This window comes from Desulfosporosinus sp. FKB (assembly GCF_002196705.1).
In the GTDB taxonomy this organism is placed as follows: domain Bacteria; phylum Bacillota; class Desulfitobacteriia; order Desulfitobacteriales; family Desulfitobacteriaceae; genus Desulfosporosinus.
Genome location: NZ_NADJ01000033.1, coordinates 167,522 through 182,193, shown reverse-complemented (window position 1 = coordinate 182,193; position 14,672 = coordinate 167,522). Strand labels below are relative to the sequence as shown.

Sequence of the window (14,672 nt, the reverse complement as noted above, 5' to 3'; positions counted from 1 at the left end):
ATTAAATCATTTATCATAATTACCACCTTCCATCATTTTAGATACTTCTCGATATACCCTGGCAATCGGTATATTTTTCTCAATTGCTATTCTTCTGCAGTCTTCATACTCTGGCTTATATTTAACCTTTTCCCCTTGATAATAAGCATTTTTTATAGTTACATTTCCATACTGCGTGCAAACCTTTTCGAAATCCCTTGGCAGCATAATTTTTTCGACCTTATATTTTCTCACACCAATGGAAGTGGTTTCTCGAAAAATTATGTCGAGAACACTTTTCTCATTTTCCTCATTAACCAATATACTAAGTTTTGTGGCGGCCCTGCCCTTTTTCATACTAATTGCAGTCTTATATACATCTAAAGCCCCTTCTGCAAAAAGTTTTTCTTCAATATAGCCATAGAGTTCCGGGTTCATATCATCAATATTGGTTTCCAATATATATTGATCTTCTCTCGTGACGTCTTTATTTTCGTAGCCAAGATATATCCTTAAAACGTTTGGGATCTCAAGCTCTCTATGGCCTATCCCGTAGCCTATCTTTTCTATTGAAAAGTCCATTTGATCTGTAAACACTGCCACATTTGCCGCCAGTATTGCTGCTCCCGTAGGAGTCGTTGTTTCAAAAGGCACTATGCCGGATTTCACAGGAATATCCTTTAAAATCTCAACAGTTGCCGGAGCAGGAACGGGAATAATTCCATGGGCACATTTGACAAAACCTCCGCCCACTTGAACTGACGAGGCCATAATTTTATCAACCTTCAGGTAATCTATGCACACTGCAGCCCCAACAATATCAACAATAGAGTCAACTGCCCCAACCTCATGGAAATGCACCTCATGTAAAGGCTTTCCGTGAACCTTTGCCTCAGCCCCTGCAACCTTCATAAAGATAGCCAAACTTAACTTTTTTACCCTATTATTCAGACTGCTGTTTATGATTATAGTTTCAATATCCTTTAAATTTCTATGAACATGATGGGTGTGGTAATTATCAGACTCATGGGAGGTAGGTGCTTCATGATGGTGATGGCCATTATGATGGTGCTCATTTTGATGAGTATGTGCTGCATTTTTTAATAAAACATCCACCCTAGTTCCAGTTATTCCTTTTTTATTATCCTTTTTTACCTGGAACTCATATTCAGCTTCTAAATTAAGTTTAGATAACTCGTGTCTTAAGTAATCTTCCTCCACTCCCAAATCCAGTAAGGCACCTAAATTCATATCTCCACTTATTCCACAAAAACAATCATAATATAAAACTTTTTTCATCGAGCTTCTCCTATACTAGTTTTCATTGTCATTTTTCTATCATCTTTTTTAGGCTATTAACGACTATTCTTATTATTGTCCGACCGGATCAACTGGGATAAGAAGTTTATTACTTATCCATTTTAAAGTTACAGACTACAGACATATTAGAATATCACTCTAATATGTCTGTAGTTTTCTAGTGTTTAATTTGAGGAGTTCTTTGGCAATCTTTACCTTATATTTTCCGGATAATAATTTTGAGACTAGCCTCTTCCTACAATTCTAAGATAGGCCTTGGAATCGGTTCATTGAGAACAAACTACAGGACGATTAATTCATAATCCCGGCTGCCCATACCGATTTCTTCACCATGTCGCATCTGGATAGTACCGTCAATATAGGAACGCAAACCTTTGAACTTATCCGCACGGGATTCATGATTGCAAGAAAGGAGAGAGCCAGAGAATCCAATCTGTTTATTAACCAGATCATAGCTTGCCTGGTCAAGAGCTACAGGATCAGTGGAGGCTAAAAAACCGATATCAGGAACAATTGGTGCGTCGCTCCAAGATGCGCAATCACAATCAGGAGTGATATTTATGAGAAAGTTTATATAACCGATACGGTTTTCATGTACCTTCGCAAAGCCATATCCATATTCAGCCATCCGTTCAAGAAAAGCTTCTAAGTCTGTCTGCCAATCGATTCCATTGGCCTTGACTGGACAAACGGTTAGACACTCGCCACAGCCGATACATTTATCCAAGTCAACTTGTGCTTTCTCATTCACAGTGATCGCCTGTTCTGGACAAACTTCACTACATTCACCACAGCCAATACATTTATCTTGATCGACTATAATCTTGGTACCATGCTGCTCTTTTTTGCCAACCGATGGTGCACCTCCCATGGCAAGATTTTTTATGGCCCCACCGTAGCCACCCATCTCATGCCCCTTAAAGTGAGTCATGACAATTACACTGTCAGCATTCACTATATCTTTAGCCAGCTTTACGTTCTTAAAATGCTTTTGGTTAATCTCTACTTCAGTAATATTATCACTGCGCAGCCCATCAGCTATGATAATTGGTGCACCTGTAACCGTATAATCAAAACCATGTTCCAAGGCAGTCTGCAAATGATCAACCGAATTATGCCGACTTCCGCCGTAGAGCGTATTAGTATCAGTTAGAAAGGGTTTAGCACCCTTTTCCTTAATTTTATCCACCACTTGACGCACATAAAGAGGACTAATAAAGCCATCACTGCCGCGTTCACCGAAGTGTAATTTAATGGCTGTGAGATCATCCTTTTGAATGAGCTCGTTAAAACCCGCACGATCAAATAAAGTTCTGATTTTGCTAATTTTATTTTCCTTGTCTGATCTTGCCCGCAGATTTACAAAGTATACTTTACTGGACATTTTTTTTACCCCTCTCATAACATTCATTTACTTCACTCATTTGCTATCCTTCTCTTTTATTTACTCTCTGGAATCATCTCATTTAAATAACTGATTGCGCTTAATGTTCTTGGATAACCGAGGTAGGGCAGCAGATTTGTAACAACCTTTAATAAAAGCTGTTTATCATTTCCTACATTTAAGTTTGCCATTATATGCCCTTTTGCCTGTGGTTCGCATCCCCCCATAGCAATCAGATGGAAAACGTAAGCAGTTCTCTTGTCTTAATATCAAGTCCATTTCTTGTATAATAATCTCCAAAACAGTTTGCAGATAAATAGTTTTGAATATGAATCTGGCTTTCTGGAGAATTTTCATACATCTTATCAATTACTTCTGCTCCAACGATCTCATTTTGGATTTTTAATCTTTCTCCATTCTGGTATCCTGATTGGTAGTGTTCTTATGATTTGGAAACAATTTTTCATAGTTTTGATTAGCTGTTTCGGTTATAGGCATTACCTAATGACTCCTTCAATAAGATTACTTCTTATCAATAATTTGGATGTGCTTAGAAATACCAATCCCCATTAGATACCTTATAATCGGCTATTTCATCTTTCTAAAACCATTTATTTAGTCTCTTCAACGGCCATGAGAATAATGCCAAAAGTCTTTATCGAATAAAGTAAGTGGCGATTCTTTTTTTATACATTCTTCCCCATTTCAAAGGCCTGCTGCATAGCTTCGCTGCCCTTAATGTCACCCTTATGCCATGCGCCAACACCGTAGGCAACACCCTTTTCTTTTGCACCGTTCAGACATAACGTAAATCCGCGAAAACCGTCAATTGTCCTTTCCATGGCCTGCTCACTGCTGTCGGCAGCTGCAACAATGAAATAGAACTCCTTGCCAGTGATTTCTTGATATTTAGGGACCGTTCTATCAATCAACGTTTTCATCTGAGCGTTCATTGTATAGAAGTAAACCGGTGTCGCCATGACAATAACTTCTGCACGAATCATTTTTTCTAATATTTCCGCCATGTCATCGTTCTGAACACACTTATGGCTGGCATAGCACGACTCACAGCCGGTGCAGTAGCCAATCTTTTTATCTCGCAAGAAAATCTTTTCGGTCTGATTTCCTGCTTCGTTTGCACCAAGTATAAACTGATCGCAAAGCAGATCGGAATTCCCGCCTTTTCTCGGGCTGGCGGATAGCACCAATACTTTTTTAGCCATAAATCTACTCCTCCACTCTTTTTAGCTCTTTTTCCTTTTTAACCACTAACTGTTCATAGCTCTCAATTTTGTAATTCAATCGTTCCAGTGTTTTCTGCATATCTTCCATTCTTTTAATTAATTGCTTCCGCTGTTCAATTAATAGTTCCTTTCTAGTCCCAATTGTTTCATCTCCCTGTTGAAACAGCGCAACATACTCAATTAATGCTTCTATTGGAAGACCAGCATTTCTCATACATTTGATAAATTCGACCCACTTGCAATCCTCTTCCGTATAATCCCTGATACCGCTTTTATTGCGGTTAACATGAGGAATCAGACCGATGCGTTCATAGTAGCGAAGTGTATCCTGAGTAAGATCGTATTTTTCACTTACTTCTGCAATCGTCATATGAGATTACCTCCTCGTCTTTACAACCATATCACCTGGAGTTAACACCAAGTCAAGTGATTTCTTCATTTTTACATTAGTAACTTCAAATTTAGTTAACCACAGACCAGACAACCGTCTTTGGCAATACTAGATTCAGCGGGGGCAGCCCCAAAAGCACAGCTGGCAGTACATTATGCACATGCCAAAACAAGGTTAGAAGGCTTATGGCAAATATTAAATTAAATACTTTATTTTCTTAGTTTATTTTCATTATTTCTAACAGACTATAAAGGCAAGAAGAAATCATTAAGTTATGCTTGAAAGGAGAACCTGTATGAAAATGTGGAAAATAATCAAAATGGCTTGTCGTGAGGATACTATAATGTTAGGGGCAATAAGTGGTTTAATAGGTACCTTATCTATGGACATTGCTAACCTATTTTTGTATAAAATCCATGCATCTGAAGCACTATGGGGTCATTTCGCTGGTTCAATTTTTATTCCTGCCCGTAAAACAAAAAAGCCCCAAAACTTTCTCCTAGGCCAAATCGAACATCTAATAACAGGTGGGATATTAGGCATACCTTTAGCCTATACATTAAAAACAACTAAAAAATACCCTAAAATAAAAGGGTGGGGCTATGGACTAGCAACTTGGGGCCTTTTATATAACATATTTGCTAAAGCAAAATTATATAGCATAAAACATCATACTTCTATAAGCTATTACTCAACACTTATACAAAATACGATATTTGGAGTCGTTGCCGCCCAATCAATCGTTTCATTAAGCGAAGAAAAAACTAGTACTAGCGGTCACTGAGACAGAAATTAATGCCAATATAATAAAAGGCCATAGTCTCATTTTAGATTACAAACATAATGATATTGTAAATACTGAACCATGTCCCAATGTACTGTGAACAGAGATTTCCCATCCATGCTTCTCAATAATTGTTTTAACTATGGACAATCCAAGTCCAGCCCCGCCCTCTTTTCGCGAGCGTGATTTGTTCACACGATAAAACGGTTCAAAAATCTGTTCTAGCTCGTCTGCTGGAATTCCATTGCCTGTATCGGTTATGATAATTTGCCCAACTTTATTATCTGCCTTCGTTTCAATCAGTATTTTTCCGCAGCCTTTATTGTATTTCGCCGCATTTTCCACCAGATTGAAACAGGCTCGATAAAGTAAAATATGATTCCCATAAAAAACCGTTTTAAGACCACATTGAAGTTCCGTTTTAATTTGCTTATCATCAAACAGAGGACGAAGTTCACTTAAAATTGATTCAAACATACCCTGCAGGTTAATGGGAACGGTCTCCAACTTTTCATTTTCATCATAAAGGGCCATTAGATCATCTACTACAGCCATGAGACGTTTTACATTCCTCTCTGTGGTTGCAAGTGTTTCCTCGTATTCGGAAACGGATGGGTTTTTATCAAGATGAAGCACCTGAATTCCCGCATTGATTGTAGCAAGCGGAGTCTTTAATTCATGGGCAACATTAGCAGAAAAACGTTTTTGCCTTAAAAATGACTTTTCAAGTCGATCCAGCATAATGTTAAAGGAGCCACTCAACATTCCAACTTCATCATTTCTTTGATCCTCAGGGATGCGCTGTCTCAAATTGTCTTCACTGATTGCGGAAATTGTCCTGCTTAATTCGTGGATCGGATGAAGGGACCGGCCTGCGATAATATAAACCATGACCATACCTAGTACTGAAACAACGGCGAGGATTAAAATATTCGTTGTATCAAATTGTTGCCTGGCTGCAGTCAGTGCCGGTTTAGTAATCATGGACTCCGCGGTTGCCGAAAGGCTAGGATATACTTCTGCCTTTGAGAGTACTTTACTTGGCACGGCTGTGAGTGTGCCGCCCATTGTGATGTTGATGTTATTAAACTGTGTATGGGCGTTATAAGAGGCACCCAGGGTCAGAATAGCGGAAGAAAGCAGTAAAATAGTACCGGAAAGCAATGTAATGCGCATTCTCAAGGATATCCTATTCACTAATCTCATTCGCTCACCTCGCCAATTTTATACCCCATCCCCCGTGTATTCTGAATAAGCTCCTGACTGCAGCCTGTTTCGGAGAGCTTTTTTTTCAACGAATAGATATGATACTTTAGGGTTGCGGGGAATAAATCGTTGTCGCTGTCCCAGACATGATTCAGTAGCTGCTCCTTACTAACGACCCGTCCTTTTTGGAGCATCATATATTCTAAGATTGCATATTCCTTTTTGGTTAAGGATAAGTTAACCGAACGAAATGAAACAACCTTTGTCGCCATATTTAATTTCAGGTCGCCACATGAAAGCTCGTTTTCCTGCTGGATATACGCTATACGTGTCAAGGTGCGTATTCTTGCCTCTAATTCCAAAAAATCAAAAGGCTTAGTCAGATAATCGTTTGCTCCCATGTCCAGCCCTTGTACTCGATCGTCAACTGCATTGCGGGCAGATAAAATCAGTATCTTAGCTTTTTTGTCTTTCTGTCTAATACATCTCAGAACTTCTAAACCGTCAATTTTGGGTATATTTAAATCTAGTAATATAACGTCGTACTCGTTTATCTTATAGTAATCCAATGCTTCTTCTCCATCATATGCTTTATCCACAGCATAACCGCATTTTTTAAGGCCACGAGCAACAATCTCGGATAATTCTTCTTCATCTTCAACAAATAATATTTTCATAAAGCCTCCAATGTAAAAGCAGGTAAGGTGAACAGCAAAATGTTGTTCACCTTACTAATTCCAAATTATTTAGCCGCTGTAGTATGGTTTTGTCCGGGTGTAAGAGAATGAAAATCCTGAGGACCGAGGGTTTTAACGGTAAAGTTTTTCCCTAGGAAGTCCGAAGCATCGACACCGACGGAGATAGGCGAAACCGGCACGCCAGAGGGATTAGTCAGTTTCAGTTTCAGATTCGGCAGAGTTGTGGCTGTATGGCCACCAACGATATCTGGGGTTACACCTTTAACTACAGTATAGGTACCTGGAATAATTTTTATATTCGATGAATCGAAAGACCCGGCAGGAGTGAGTGAATTCCCCGTTGTTGCCGCCATTGCAGTTGCTGCTCCTCCCAAAGTCATTACTGCTACAGCGGCAAGACTCACGATAAGCTTTTTGTGTTTTGTTAAAAACATTCTTGTTTGCCCCTTTCAATTGTAACTTTAATTTTGTATCAGGGTTGCAACCTGTATTTAGAGTATATCAAGTCAATGGTTGAGAAAAAGTTAGGAAATTGAAGTACAAATATATTTTGCGTAAAAATTACAGGCTTATTATATTTGCTTCTGATATTTTCAGTATACTGCTGTTGTTATGCTTGCTTAGTATCAATAACTAAAAGAGATATGGCTCGACAGAAGTAACATTATCTCTACATAGCATTATCCACTTTTTTCTGGCAGATACAGAAATCACCGGATATTAGGGTGTTTAAATAAAATGATTTACCCAATTTCATTTATGGTCGGAGCGACACGATGTATTTAGTGTAAACTTGAGATACGATGATCTCATGGAAAAGTTCTGAATTTCTAATGAATAAAAAGACGCAACAAAACCATCGTTTCGTTACGTCTCCAGTTAAAACATTATGAACACATCTCTCTGCTTACATAGCTAAGTCTCCACTTAATTATAGTGTGTTTTCTCTCTGCCTTAACCGTTTGATTCACTACGCGTTCCGGTTCGAGTAATGCAGAGCTTTACCAATTAATACTTTCTGACCGTGCAGGTTACTTGAATTCCTTTGCTGCCAATTTCTTGATAATCCAATCCAGAAACGGTCGACATCACATCCCTTTGATTTATTTGAGGATCGTCCCAGACGATGATCCGCCTTATTGGAATAAGTTTACGTATTATGTCTAACGAGGTAACCTGCTAAAACATAGAATATTATTTTCATGACTTATTCATAGCTTATTCACAACTTATTCACGGCTAATTCATAGGCCTGAGCAATAATAAAAACATCGAAATGTAGCGTTTATGCAACTCCTGCTTTAGCAGGTAAAATGCTGTGCCCAGGTGTATCAGTTTCTGGAACTCATGAACTGGTGGGTAACGCACTGTCATGAAGGGCGATAAAGAAAGAAACACTGATCTTCATTTAAATGATCTCCCTGGAAAGGAGGGAAATGAATAATGTATAAAGGCGGTAGAATAATTGCTTCCCTCGTTGTATTTGTGGCTTTCCTATGTATCCCATTCTTTTATAATATGGGAAAAGCCAATGCTGAACCTAAGAATTTAGCTGAGAACATTAAATTAATAAAAAGTACACAGCATGATATAGAGCCAGCTTCATGGATGATAGCTAATCATATGAAACTTCTGGATCAATGGCGACAGGAATATGTTCGAGATGGTCAGACAATCCACGTCAATAGTCAAGGTGAGAAATTCCCGATTAATATTAATACCTGGAGTAACACTGTAGGAGCTAACTCTGACCAGTTCTGTATTACCTGCCATAATTATGTAGGCGTTCAGGTGAACTGTTTCAGTTGCCATACACAAGGTGGAACTCTATAATGGGGCCCGCCAACATTTTAACGAAAACATACTCTAAGACAGTATCTTCCAGTAAAAAACCAAATATTTTAGCCCCAATCCATATACTACCAACTACTCGCCCCTGGGGAATCTATAGGAATATGCTTAGAAACCATGTTGTTATTATTTTCTTGCTCTAAAACGGATCATAGGGCGACTGTTCTATGAACAGGTAAAAACAACAGGTTTTGATTATTTCACTCGCTTGGTCTTTATTGTTAATTTAATCTTTCGTTGTCACGCTCATGTGTTTTTTGCCTTACTTTCGTGATTAATTTACAGGGTTTTAATCATTTGTGTCGAATGAGATTGACTATATCAACAGAACAGAAAAAGGCAGGAGTTGTTTACTTGAAAGATTTTAAAGAATTCGTAGGGCAAGTCAGAGAAGAACATTATGCAAATGCTGTAGATGCCATTGACCAACTTGGAATTCAGATCCCATTTCCTTTGACTCAAGAGAATTCAAATGACTTGGCTGGCATAATAACAGTCATGAGCACTATTTGCGCTTTTGAACTTCTCGAGAAATATCACAATTGGTTAAATAGCCCTGAGTAGTTTAAGCAAAATCCTTAATCAACACTAATTACCCACGCCGAACTGAAACTTACTCTTTCAGTTCGGCTTTTTTGTGGTCATTAACCTTAGATTCTAGCCCAGTGATCCTTTTCTTCATCCTTCTCACTTCCCCTCGGTGAAATTAATGTTTTCACAAAACTAACCTTCTGCTTCCTCAAGATAGACTAATTAATATTAGGCAAAGGACAGTGATTATCAATCCTCCGTGCCGCAGCCAAATTTTGCTCCATGTGTTATCAGGCACAACTTCAATCACACACACTCATTTCCTCTCTCCTTCTTATAAGGATAGACTTTACCGAACCAGATTAAAAAGTCTCCAAATTTATCTTTTTAAGAGTATCGAGGAATTTCCTTATTTCATCTTCGCTCAAAACGGAAACCATCTGTTCAGTTAATTGCATATGATAATTATGATGTTCCTCAAAAGCCATTTTGCCGTTTTCTGTTAAAGTAATCAGATTAACTCTTCTGTCTTCCTGTGTTGATTCACGTTTCGCTAAATTTTTCTTTTCCAGCCTGTCTACACTAACAGTGGTCGTTCCCGTCGTAACTCCCAGTTTTTGCGCTAGAGCTTTCATATTTATTTTTTCGTGTTCTCCCAACACTTCTAGGGCATGGGCCTCTGAAATTGTTAAATCACTTGCTCGTACTATTGAATTTTCCCAAGACGAAAACCCGTTAAAGAAAAATAAAAGTTCATTTGTTAATTCTTCAATCATAAGAAATCCTCCTTAATTTAGTAAGATTATAATATTATTCGAATTTAAAAATATATTATACTAAAAGTATTCTCTTCATACAATGGTTTTCCAATAGGCACAAAGAATTGTTCAAAAGCAAAACTGAAGCAAGGGGACCTTTTTGAGTCATTGTAAAAAATAAAGGTCTAAAGATTATGGTAAACAGCACGCAGTAGATCGGAAAGTCGATTCCATACGAGAGAGGTTTGGGAATGGCCGCCATCTTCTAAGGCTTTTCGGGCTTAAATTTGGGCATAAAAAAGACCGCTCGTTGACGGCATCATACTATATGGCAAATTATTTGCGTATATTACACTAAAGAGGAGTTGATATCGATGGAATTAACAATTACCTGCACATGTGGAAATAAAGGTAATATTTTGGAGGACATAGAGGGTGAAGGTCAAATTCAGGGATTTGAAATAATGAGTGATTATGATCATTCGATTATAATCACTTGTCTTCAGTGCCACGAAAAAATAACATTATAAGAGCTTAACCCCTAATTCATGTGACGCGCTTTTAGTTCGATTTTTCAAGAAATAGTAAATGGGCATAAACATCCCTCCTCATCAAAAACGGGCAATTACTTCAATGATATTTAATGTCAAAGATCATTACAGAATTTTACGCAGAAAAAACTAAAAAGCCCCGGAGAATATTATACTCAGGAGCTTCATCATCTTAATTTTATACATTAGTGAATATATTACGATATTTTCACTATATAACGTGTACTAGTTTATAGTCAATTATTTTGTTTAAAAATAGATATCTACGCCATTTCTAATACATTGCTTCCAAGTTACCATCCGTATGCGACTTCGCATCCATTCCTCCAAACCTTTGAGCAGGTTCTTTTGATCCGCAGGTTTGAAGTAATTTGTCCAGCCCTGTACCACTTAATTGAGTTTAGTTCTGCACTCATCCTTGGTAAGGTCTAAATGTCAAATGACAACACAGATGGAATCGCATCCTTATGTGACAGCCTCAACATTGTGTAAGCAATCCCAGACACTCCCTGAAAGAACCCAAAATTGGTATATCCTTTGGCTAAATTGTTATATCTGCTTCTCATATTATCTTCAGAATAAGTAAATGAGGCCATTTCCAAAGCTTTTTCCTGCAAATCCGGTCTGGAAAGCCTTTGTGATGCTGTCAATAAAACATCAATCTTCCCATAGGTTCCGCAGCATACGTGATCCACACTTGAAGGCATGTTTATGATAATTTGAAGAGCTCTATTGATATCTGTCATCATGTTTTCTTTATTAAGAAAACAAAGTGCTTCCATTCGAGTAATCAAAATTCCTGCGGCACCATGACACCAAGCATTATAAAGCTTCTTATTTTCATCGCCTGTATACGCTTTTCGTAAATCAGGCCATTGTTCCATTTCTCCTGAAATTAACCCGTCTTCGTATAAAATTGCTTCCTCAGCTGCATCAAGAAATTCTTTGATACCAGTAACCTTAAATAGCTTAAGCAATGCATATGCTATTCCAGATGCACCATGTGAAAACCCGCATAAAGGTTGTTCATCTACTGCTAAAACCATATTATGTTTCCATGCCCTCAAGCCATTTTGACTTTTAGAACGATTTTTCAATAAGTGTTTTCCACAGCGTATTGCAGTTAAAAGTGTTGCTTCATTTTTTGTTTCATTGTAAAGTGACAACAAACTCAATATCATACCTGAGCTGCCACCTATAATATCAAGTATGTTGTCTTGTTCAATGATTTCATTGGATATTTTCGGAATTATATTAACTGCTTCTTTATTGAACGTATCATCTTCTAAAAATTTTCCTGCTAAAACAGTGGAGTATATTACTCCTCCAAGACCAGAGGCCATTCCGAGGTTTATCCTTTTGGGAAGTGATAGAACCGATCTTCCGCATAAATAATCTCTGATAGGTTTAAGCGTTTTACGAGCAAGACCATGGTAATCGGTTTTACTTACTATTTTACTTAATGCTGAAAAAAATATTGCAATCCCTGCATTTCCACTATATAGGCCAGATCCCATCATTTTTATCATATAAGTATGTGTATTTGACACTATAAGCTGACTCCAGTTCACACTTCCATACGACTCTATTCTGTTTTCCAGGATTTCTTTTGCTATTTTCTCCGCCTCATGAACAAAAAAGGATTGCTCTAAGTTATTTTTGCTGCACGAAACTATGTGAGATACATCTGGCACATTAGAAGCAGGGTTTTTCATTTCGTTTAGTATGTTGTATGAACTTTTTATTGCACCTATCTGTTTTTGGATGTCTTCTTCATTTAAACTCATGATATTGTCTTTTAATTTATCAAAGGATGTTTTACAAAAATAATTGTTGATTCTAACGTTTTGGCCAAGAATCAAATCTTTACTATCAGTCCAATAGCTAATGAACGGCACATCTAATTTATTGATGGCTTGGTATTCATATCCTAAAATTTCATGAATAGGTTCAAGCCCAACGTGTAAGGCAGAGAAAAATCTATCAAGTTCTTTACTCCAATCCTTTCCATTGCGCATAAATGGAGGCTTTAAAGAATTTTTAATTAGTTGAGAGTAATTTTTGGTCTCTCGAAATACATACCGCATCAATTGATGTGAAAACAGGTGTAGAATACTTTTCTCCTGCAAAAATTCATCTTTTAATTCAATAAATATCCTATATGTTTCCTCGAACCCTTTTGCGATTTCATCAACATAATTTACTGGGGCAATAGGCTTTCCATTTAATTTAACAACATTTTTATATGAAAGATTCTTAATATGTTTAATCTCTACATACATTGAATCAGTATTAATGTTTTTCCAAATAGATTCTTTTAGAGTTGTTTCAACATCCGTTTCCCCTCCAAGACCACTTAAGTCTGATATTTTACCATCCTGCATTTTATACGGAACTGGAAGTAACCCTGTATAAAGAACAGAGTTGTTTTTTTTCAATACATCGTCTATTTGTAGCCATGAATTGATATTGCTTAAGTCTTGATTATTGTTTATGAGCATTTCGAGATCAATTAAAACGGGCGTCTCTCCACTTGCAACAATGTTTTCTAAATGAAAATCTGATCCGCAAAAGACATAAACTATACATAGTAACGCTCCTGAACGTCTATAATAATTTCTCACTTGTTCAAGCGTTTTACAAGGTAGATGCTCTACATATTCAATCCATCCGTAGGTTTCACCATCAATAATTTTCAGTATCCGTTGACGAAGTACACAATTTCTTTTATTTAAAAAGTCCAGAAGTTTATAGTATGCTTTTTCCACACCGATATTTCTAGGCTTAAAGATAATACTTCTTTGATTTTCAAAGGTTAATTTCACTACTGTTTTATTATTATTATGATTGTCAGATAACCCTGATTCCATTGACAAAACCTTTCCTTGTACACTTCCCTCAAAAAAAATGTGACTTATCTCGTTATAATCTTTTTTGAGAATTGATGTAAGTTCTGTCATAAAATCAACCCAACGACATACAGTTTGTGAAAGATGCTTTGCTAATACAGCGTATTCCATAAAAAAATCCTTTAACCGGCCACCATGAAGCATTTTTTCAATAAAATTCTTGTACTGTATATTAGAATTGCTATCATTTTCGAATTCGTCAGTTTCCGCTAAAAAGCGTTTAATATATTGAATATTATTTGCGCAAAATTCAATATAAAAAATTTCAGATGATATTTTTGCAAGACTCTTTAAAAGGTACTTCTGCATATCAAGTATTGAATTTTTAGAAAAAATGTTCATTATTTGGCTATTCTTTTTAAACAATTCTTCTGTACCCACAAATACAAATAAGGATAAAATCTCTTGAAATGGGATCGGATTAGTTTGTTCAAATAACTGCTCGCTCCTTCTAGTTTGCAATGAATAAATTTCGGTGCTTTCAATAACCTTATTGAGGAATTGCATCCATAAAGGAATAAATGGACAATGTTGTTCTCCTATACTTTCATTTAAAAAACTTGATTTCTCATATAATTCTTTTAAATAATTTTTAGAAAACATTATTTGGCTCCTTTATTAAGAATCTAAACTTTAATCAACTAAAAAACTTCCGCTTTTTATTAATTAATTCGAAAATGCGGAAGTTTCTTCAGTTAACTTACAGAGTATTGAATTCTGATCTCTTTAGCACGTGCAAGTTATTGTAAACAAAACACTTACACAGCCAACTGTGTTATGAAGTTCACCACTTTCAATAATATTAGCATCAACAAGCTCTTTTTCAACGGCTAATCTAACTACGTTTTGTATCTTGAGCATTAATTCTTTATCATCTTCCAGCGCCTTCATAATTTTTTCATTTATAGCTTTCATTATTATCGCAACCTCCCTTCTCTCTGATTAATTCAGCTAATTTGGGGATGGAGAATATAGTTGCTATTCCCAATTAGCAAAATACTCCAAATTGATTCAACGAGGAATATTATATTTTGAATAATTCCTATAGCATCTCTTTGTGTCGTTA

Annotated in this window: 14 protein-coding genes and 1 pseudogene; 4 read left to right on the top strand and 11 right to left on the bottom strand. The window is 36.8% G+C overall.

What is annotated here, in order from left to right:
- Window positions 1-6: 6 nt before the first annotated feature.
- The 4 genes from larC to B5Y67_RS11890 form a co-directional block, all read right to left on the bottom strand.
- Complete coding sequence (larC, locus tag B5Y67_RS11910) at window positions 7-1,278, bottom strand: nickel pincer cofactor biosynthesis protein LarC (protein WP_088226649.1); 1,272 nt, start codon at window positions 1,276-1,278, stop codon at window positions 7-9.
- A 301-nt stretch (window positions 1,279-1,579) separates the two neighbouring features.
- The gene (locus tag B5Y67_RS11905) at window positions 1,580-2,683 is read right to left on the bottom strand and encodes a DUF362 domain-containing protein (RefSeq protein ID WP_088226648.1); all 1,104 of its coding nucleotides are present in this window, start codon (window positions 2,681-2,683) and stop codon (window positions 1,580-1,582) included.
- Between the two features lie 686 nt (window positions 2,684-3,369).
- Window positions 3,370-3,906 (bottom strand): flavodoxin family protein, encoded by a 537-nt coding sequence (locus tag B5Y67_RS11895; RefSeq protein ID WP_088226647.1) that lies wholly within the window; start codon window positions 3,904-3,906, stop codon window positions 3,370-3,372.
- Window positions 3,907-3,910: 4 nt separating this feature from the next.
- Entirely contained in the window at window positions 3,911-4,297 is a 387-nt protein-coding gene (locus B5Y67_RS11890) for a MerR family transcriptional regulator (RefSeq protein ID WP_088226646.1), read from the bottom strand.
- A 316-nt stretch (window positions 4,298-4,613) separates the two neighbouring features.
- On the opposite strand from B5Y67_RS11890, the gene B5Y67_RS11885 reads away from it, so the two are divergent.
- Window positions 4,614-5,102, top strand: a complete 489-nt coding sequence (locus tag B5Y67_RS11885) for a hypothetical protein (protein ID WP_088226645.1) — start codon at window positions 4,614-4,616, stop codon at window positions 5,100-5,102.
- A 48-nt stretch (window positions 5,103-5,150) separates the two neighbouring features.
- Here B5Y67_RS11885 and B5Y67_RS11880 read toward each other — a convergent pair whose 3' ends face one another.
- From B5Y67_RS11880 to B5Y67_RS11870, 3 genes are all read right to left on the bottom strand, one after another.
- Entirely contained in the window at window positions 5,151-6,278 is a 1,128-nt protein-coding gene (locus B5Y67_RS11880; protein ID WP_170932678.1) for an ATP-binding protein, read from the bottom strand.
- 26 nt (window positions 6,279-6,304) lie between these two features.
- Window positions 6,305-6,985 carry a response regulator transcription factor gene (locus B5Y67_RS11875; protein ID WP_088226643.1) on the bottom strand — a complete coding sequence of 227 codons (681 nt, stop codon included), beginning with the start codon at window positions 6,983-6,985 and terminating at the stop codon, window positions 6,305-6,307.
- A 65-nt stretch (window positions 6,986-7,050) separates the two neighbouring features.
- Complete coding sequence (locus B5Y67_RS11870; protein WP_088226642.1) at window positions 7,051-7,440, bottom strand: hypothetical protein; 390 nt, start codon at window positions 7,438-7,440, stop codon at window positions 7,051-7,053.
- 1,009 nt (window positions 7,441-8,449) lie between these two features.
- Between B5Y67_RS11870 and dsrJ the strand changes: the two genes are divergently transcribed.
- Both dsrJ and B5Y67_RS11860 read left to right on the top strand, forming a co-directional pair.
- Window positions 8,450-8,839, top strand: coding sequence for a sulfate reduction electron transfer complex DsrMKJOP subunit DsrJ (gene dsrJ, locus B5Y67_RS11865; protein ID WP_088226641.1), 390 nt, complete (start codon window positions 8,450-8,452; stop codon window positions 8,837-8,839).
- A 372-nt stretch (window positions 8,840-9,211) separates the two neighbouring features.
- A complete protein-coding gene (locus tag B5Y67_RS11860) occupies window positions 9,212-9,421 on the top strand; it encodes a hypothetical protein (protein ID WP_047808197.1) in 210 nt (69 codons plus the stop codon).
- Window positions 9,422-9,750: 329 nt separating this feature from the next.
- Here B5Y67_RS11860 and B5Y67_RS11855 read toward each other — a convergent pair whose 3' ends face one another.
- Complete coding sequence (locus tag B5Y67_RS11855) at window positions 9,751-10,164, bottom strand: MarR family transcriptional regulator (RefSeq protein WP_088226640.1); 414 nt, start codon at window positions 10,162-10,164, stop codon at window positions 9,751-9,753.
- Window positions 10,165-10,520: 356 nt separating this feature from the next.
- Between B5Y67_RS11855 and B5Y67_RS25345 the strand changes: the two genes are divergently transcribed.
- Window positions 10,521-10,676: a hypothetical protein gene (locus tag B5Y67_RS25345; protein WP_170932677.1), complete on the top strand. Its 156-nt coding sequence runs from the start codon at window positions 10,521-10,523 to the stop codon at window positions 10,674-10,676.
- Window positions 10,677-10,979: 303 nt separating this feature from the next.
- On the opposite strand, the pseudogene B5Y67_RS11850 reads toward B5Y67_RS25345, so the two are convergent.
- The 3 genes and pseudogenes from B5Y67_RS11850 to B5Y67_RS11840 all read right to left on the bottom strand — a co-directional run.
- A pseudogene (locus tag B5Y67_RS11850) lies at window positions 10,980-11,114 on the bottom strand (group II intron maturase-specific domain-containing protein); the annotation flags it as partial.
- An 11-nt stretch (window positions 11,115-11,125) separates the two neighbouring features.
- Window positions 11,126-14,209: a type 2 lanthipeptide synthetase LanM family protein gene (locus B5Y67_RS11845; protein ID WP_088226639.1), complete on the bottom strand. Its 3,084-nt coding sequence runs from the start codon at window positions 14,207-14,209 to the stop codon at window positions 11,126-11,128.
- A gap of 123 nt (window positions 14,210-14,332) precedes the next feature.
- Entirely contained in the window at window positions 14,333-14,521 is a 189-nt protein-coding gene (locus B5Y67_RS11840) for a hypothetical protein (protein WP_088226638.1), read from the bottom strand.
- Window positions 14,522-14,672 lie beyond the last annotated feature (151 nt).

Excerpts from the sequence above, each read along its gene's own strand:
- B5Y67_RS11890 (WP_088226646.1), bottom strand. The coding sequence starts at position 4,297 with ATGACGATTGCAGAAGTAAGTGAAAAATACGATCTTACTCAGGATACA.
- B5Y67_RS11870 (WP_088226642.1), bottom strand. The coding sequence starts at position 7,440 with ATGTTTTTAACAAAACACAAAAAGCTTATCGTGAGTCTTGCCGCTGTA.
- dsrJ (WP_088226641.1), top strand. The coding sequence starts at position 8,450 with ATGTATAAAGGCGGTAGAATAATTGCTTCCCTCGTTGTATTTGTGGCT.
- B5Y67_RS11875 (WP_088226643.1), bottom strand. The coding sequence starts at position 6,985 with ATGAAAATATTATTTGTTGAAGATGAAGAAGAATTATCCGAGATTGTT.
- B5Y67_RS11880 (WP_170932678.1), bottom strand. The coding sequence starts at position 6,278 with ATGCGCATTACATTGCTTTCCGGTACTATTTTACTGCTTTCTTCCGCT.
- larC (WP_088226649.1), bottom strand. The coding sequence starts at position 1,278 with ATGAAAAAAGTTTTATATTATGATTGTTTTTGTGGAATAAGTGGAGAT.
- B5Y67_RS11845 (WP_088226639.1), bottom strand. The coding sequence starts at position 14,209 with ATGTTTTCTAAAAATTATTTAAAAGAATTATATGAGAAATCAAGTTTT.
- B5Y67_RS25345 (WP_170932677.1), top strand. The coding sequence starts at position 10,521 with ATGGAATTAACAATTACCTGCACATGTGGAAATAAAGGTAATATTTTG.
- B5Y67_RS11885 (WP_088226645.1), top strand. The coding sequence starts at position 4,614 with ATGAAAATGTGGAAAATAATCAAAATGGCTTGTCGTGAGGATACTATA.
- B5Y67_RS11895 (WP_088226647.1), bottom strand. The coding sequence starts at position 3,906 with ATGGCTAAAAAAGTATTGGTGCTATCCGCCAGCCCGAGAAAAGGCGGG.
- B5Y67_RS11840 (WP_088226638.1), bottom strand. The coding sequence starts at position 14,521 with ATGAAAGCTATAAATGAAAAAATTATGAAGGCGCTGGAAGATGATAAA.
- B5Y67_RS11855 (WP_088226640.1), bottom strand. The coding sequence starts at position 10,164 with ATGATTGAAGAATTAACAAATGAACTTTTATTTTTCTTTAACGGGTTT.
- B5Y67_RS11905 (WP_088226648.1), bottom strand. The coding sequence starts at position 2,683 with ATGTCCAGTAAAGTATACTTTGTAAATCTGCGGGCAAGATCAGACAAG.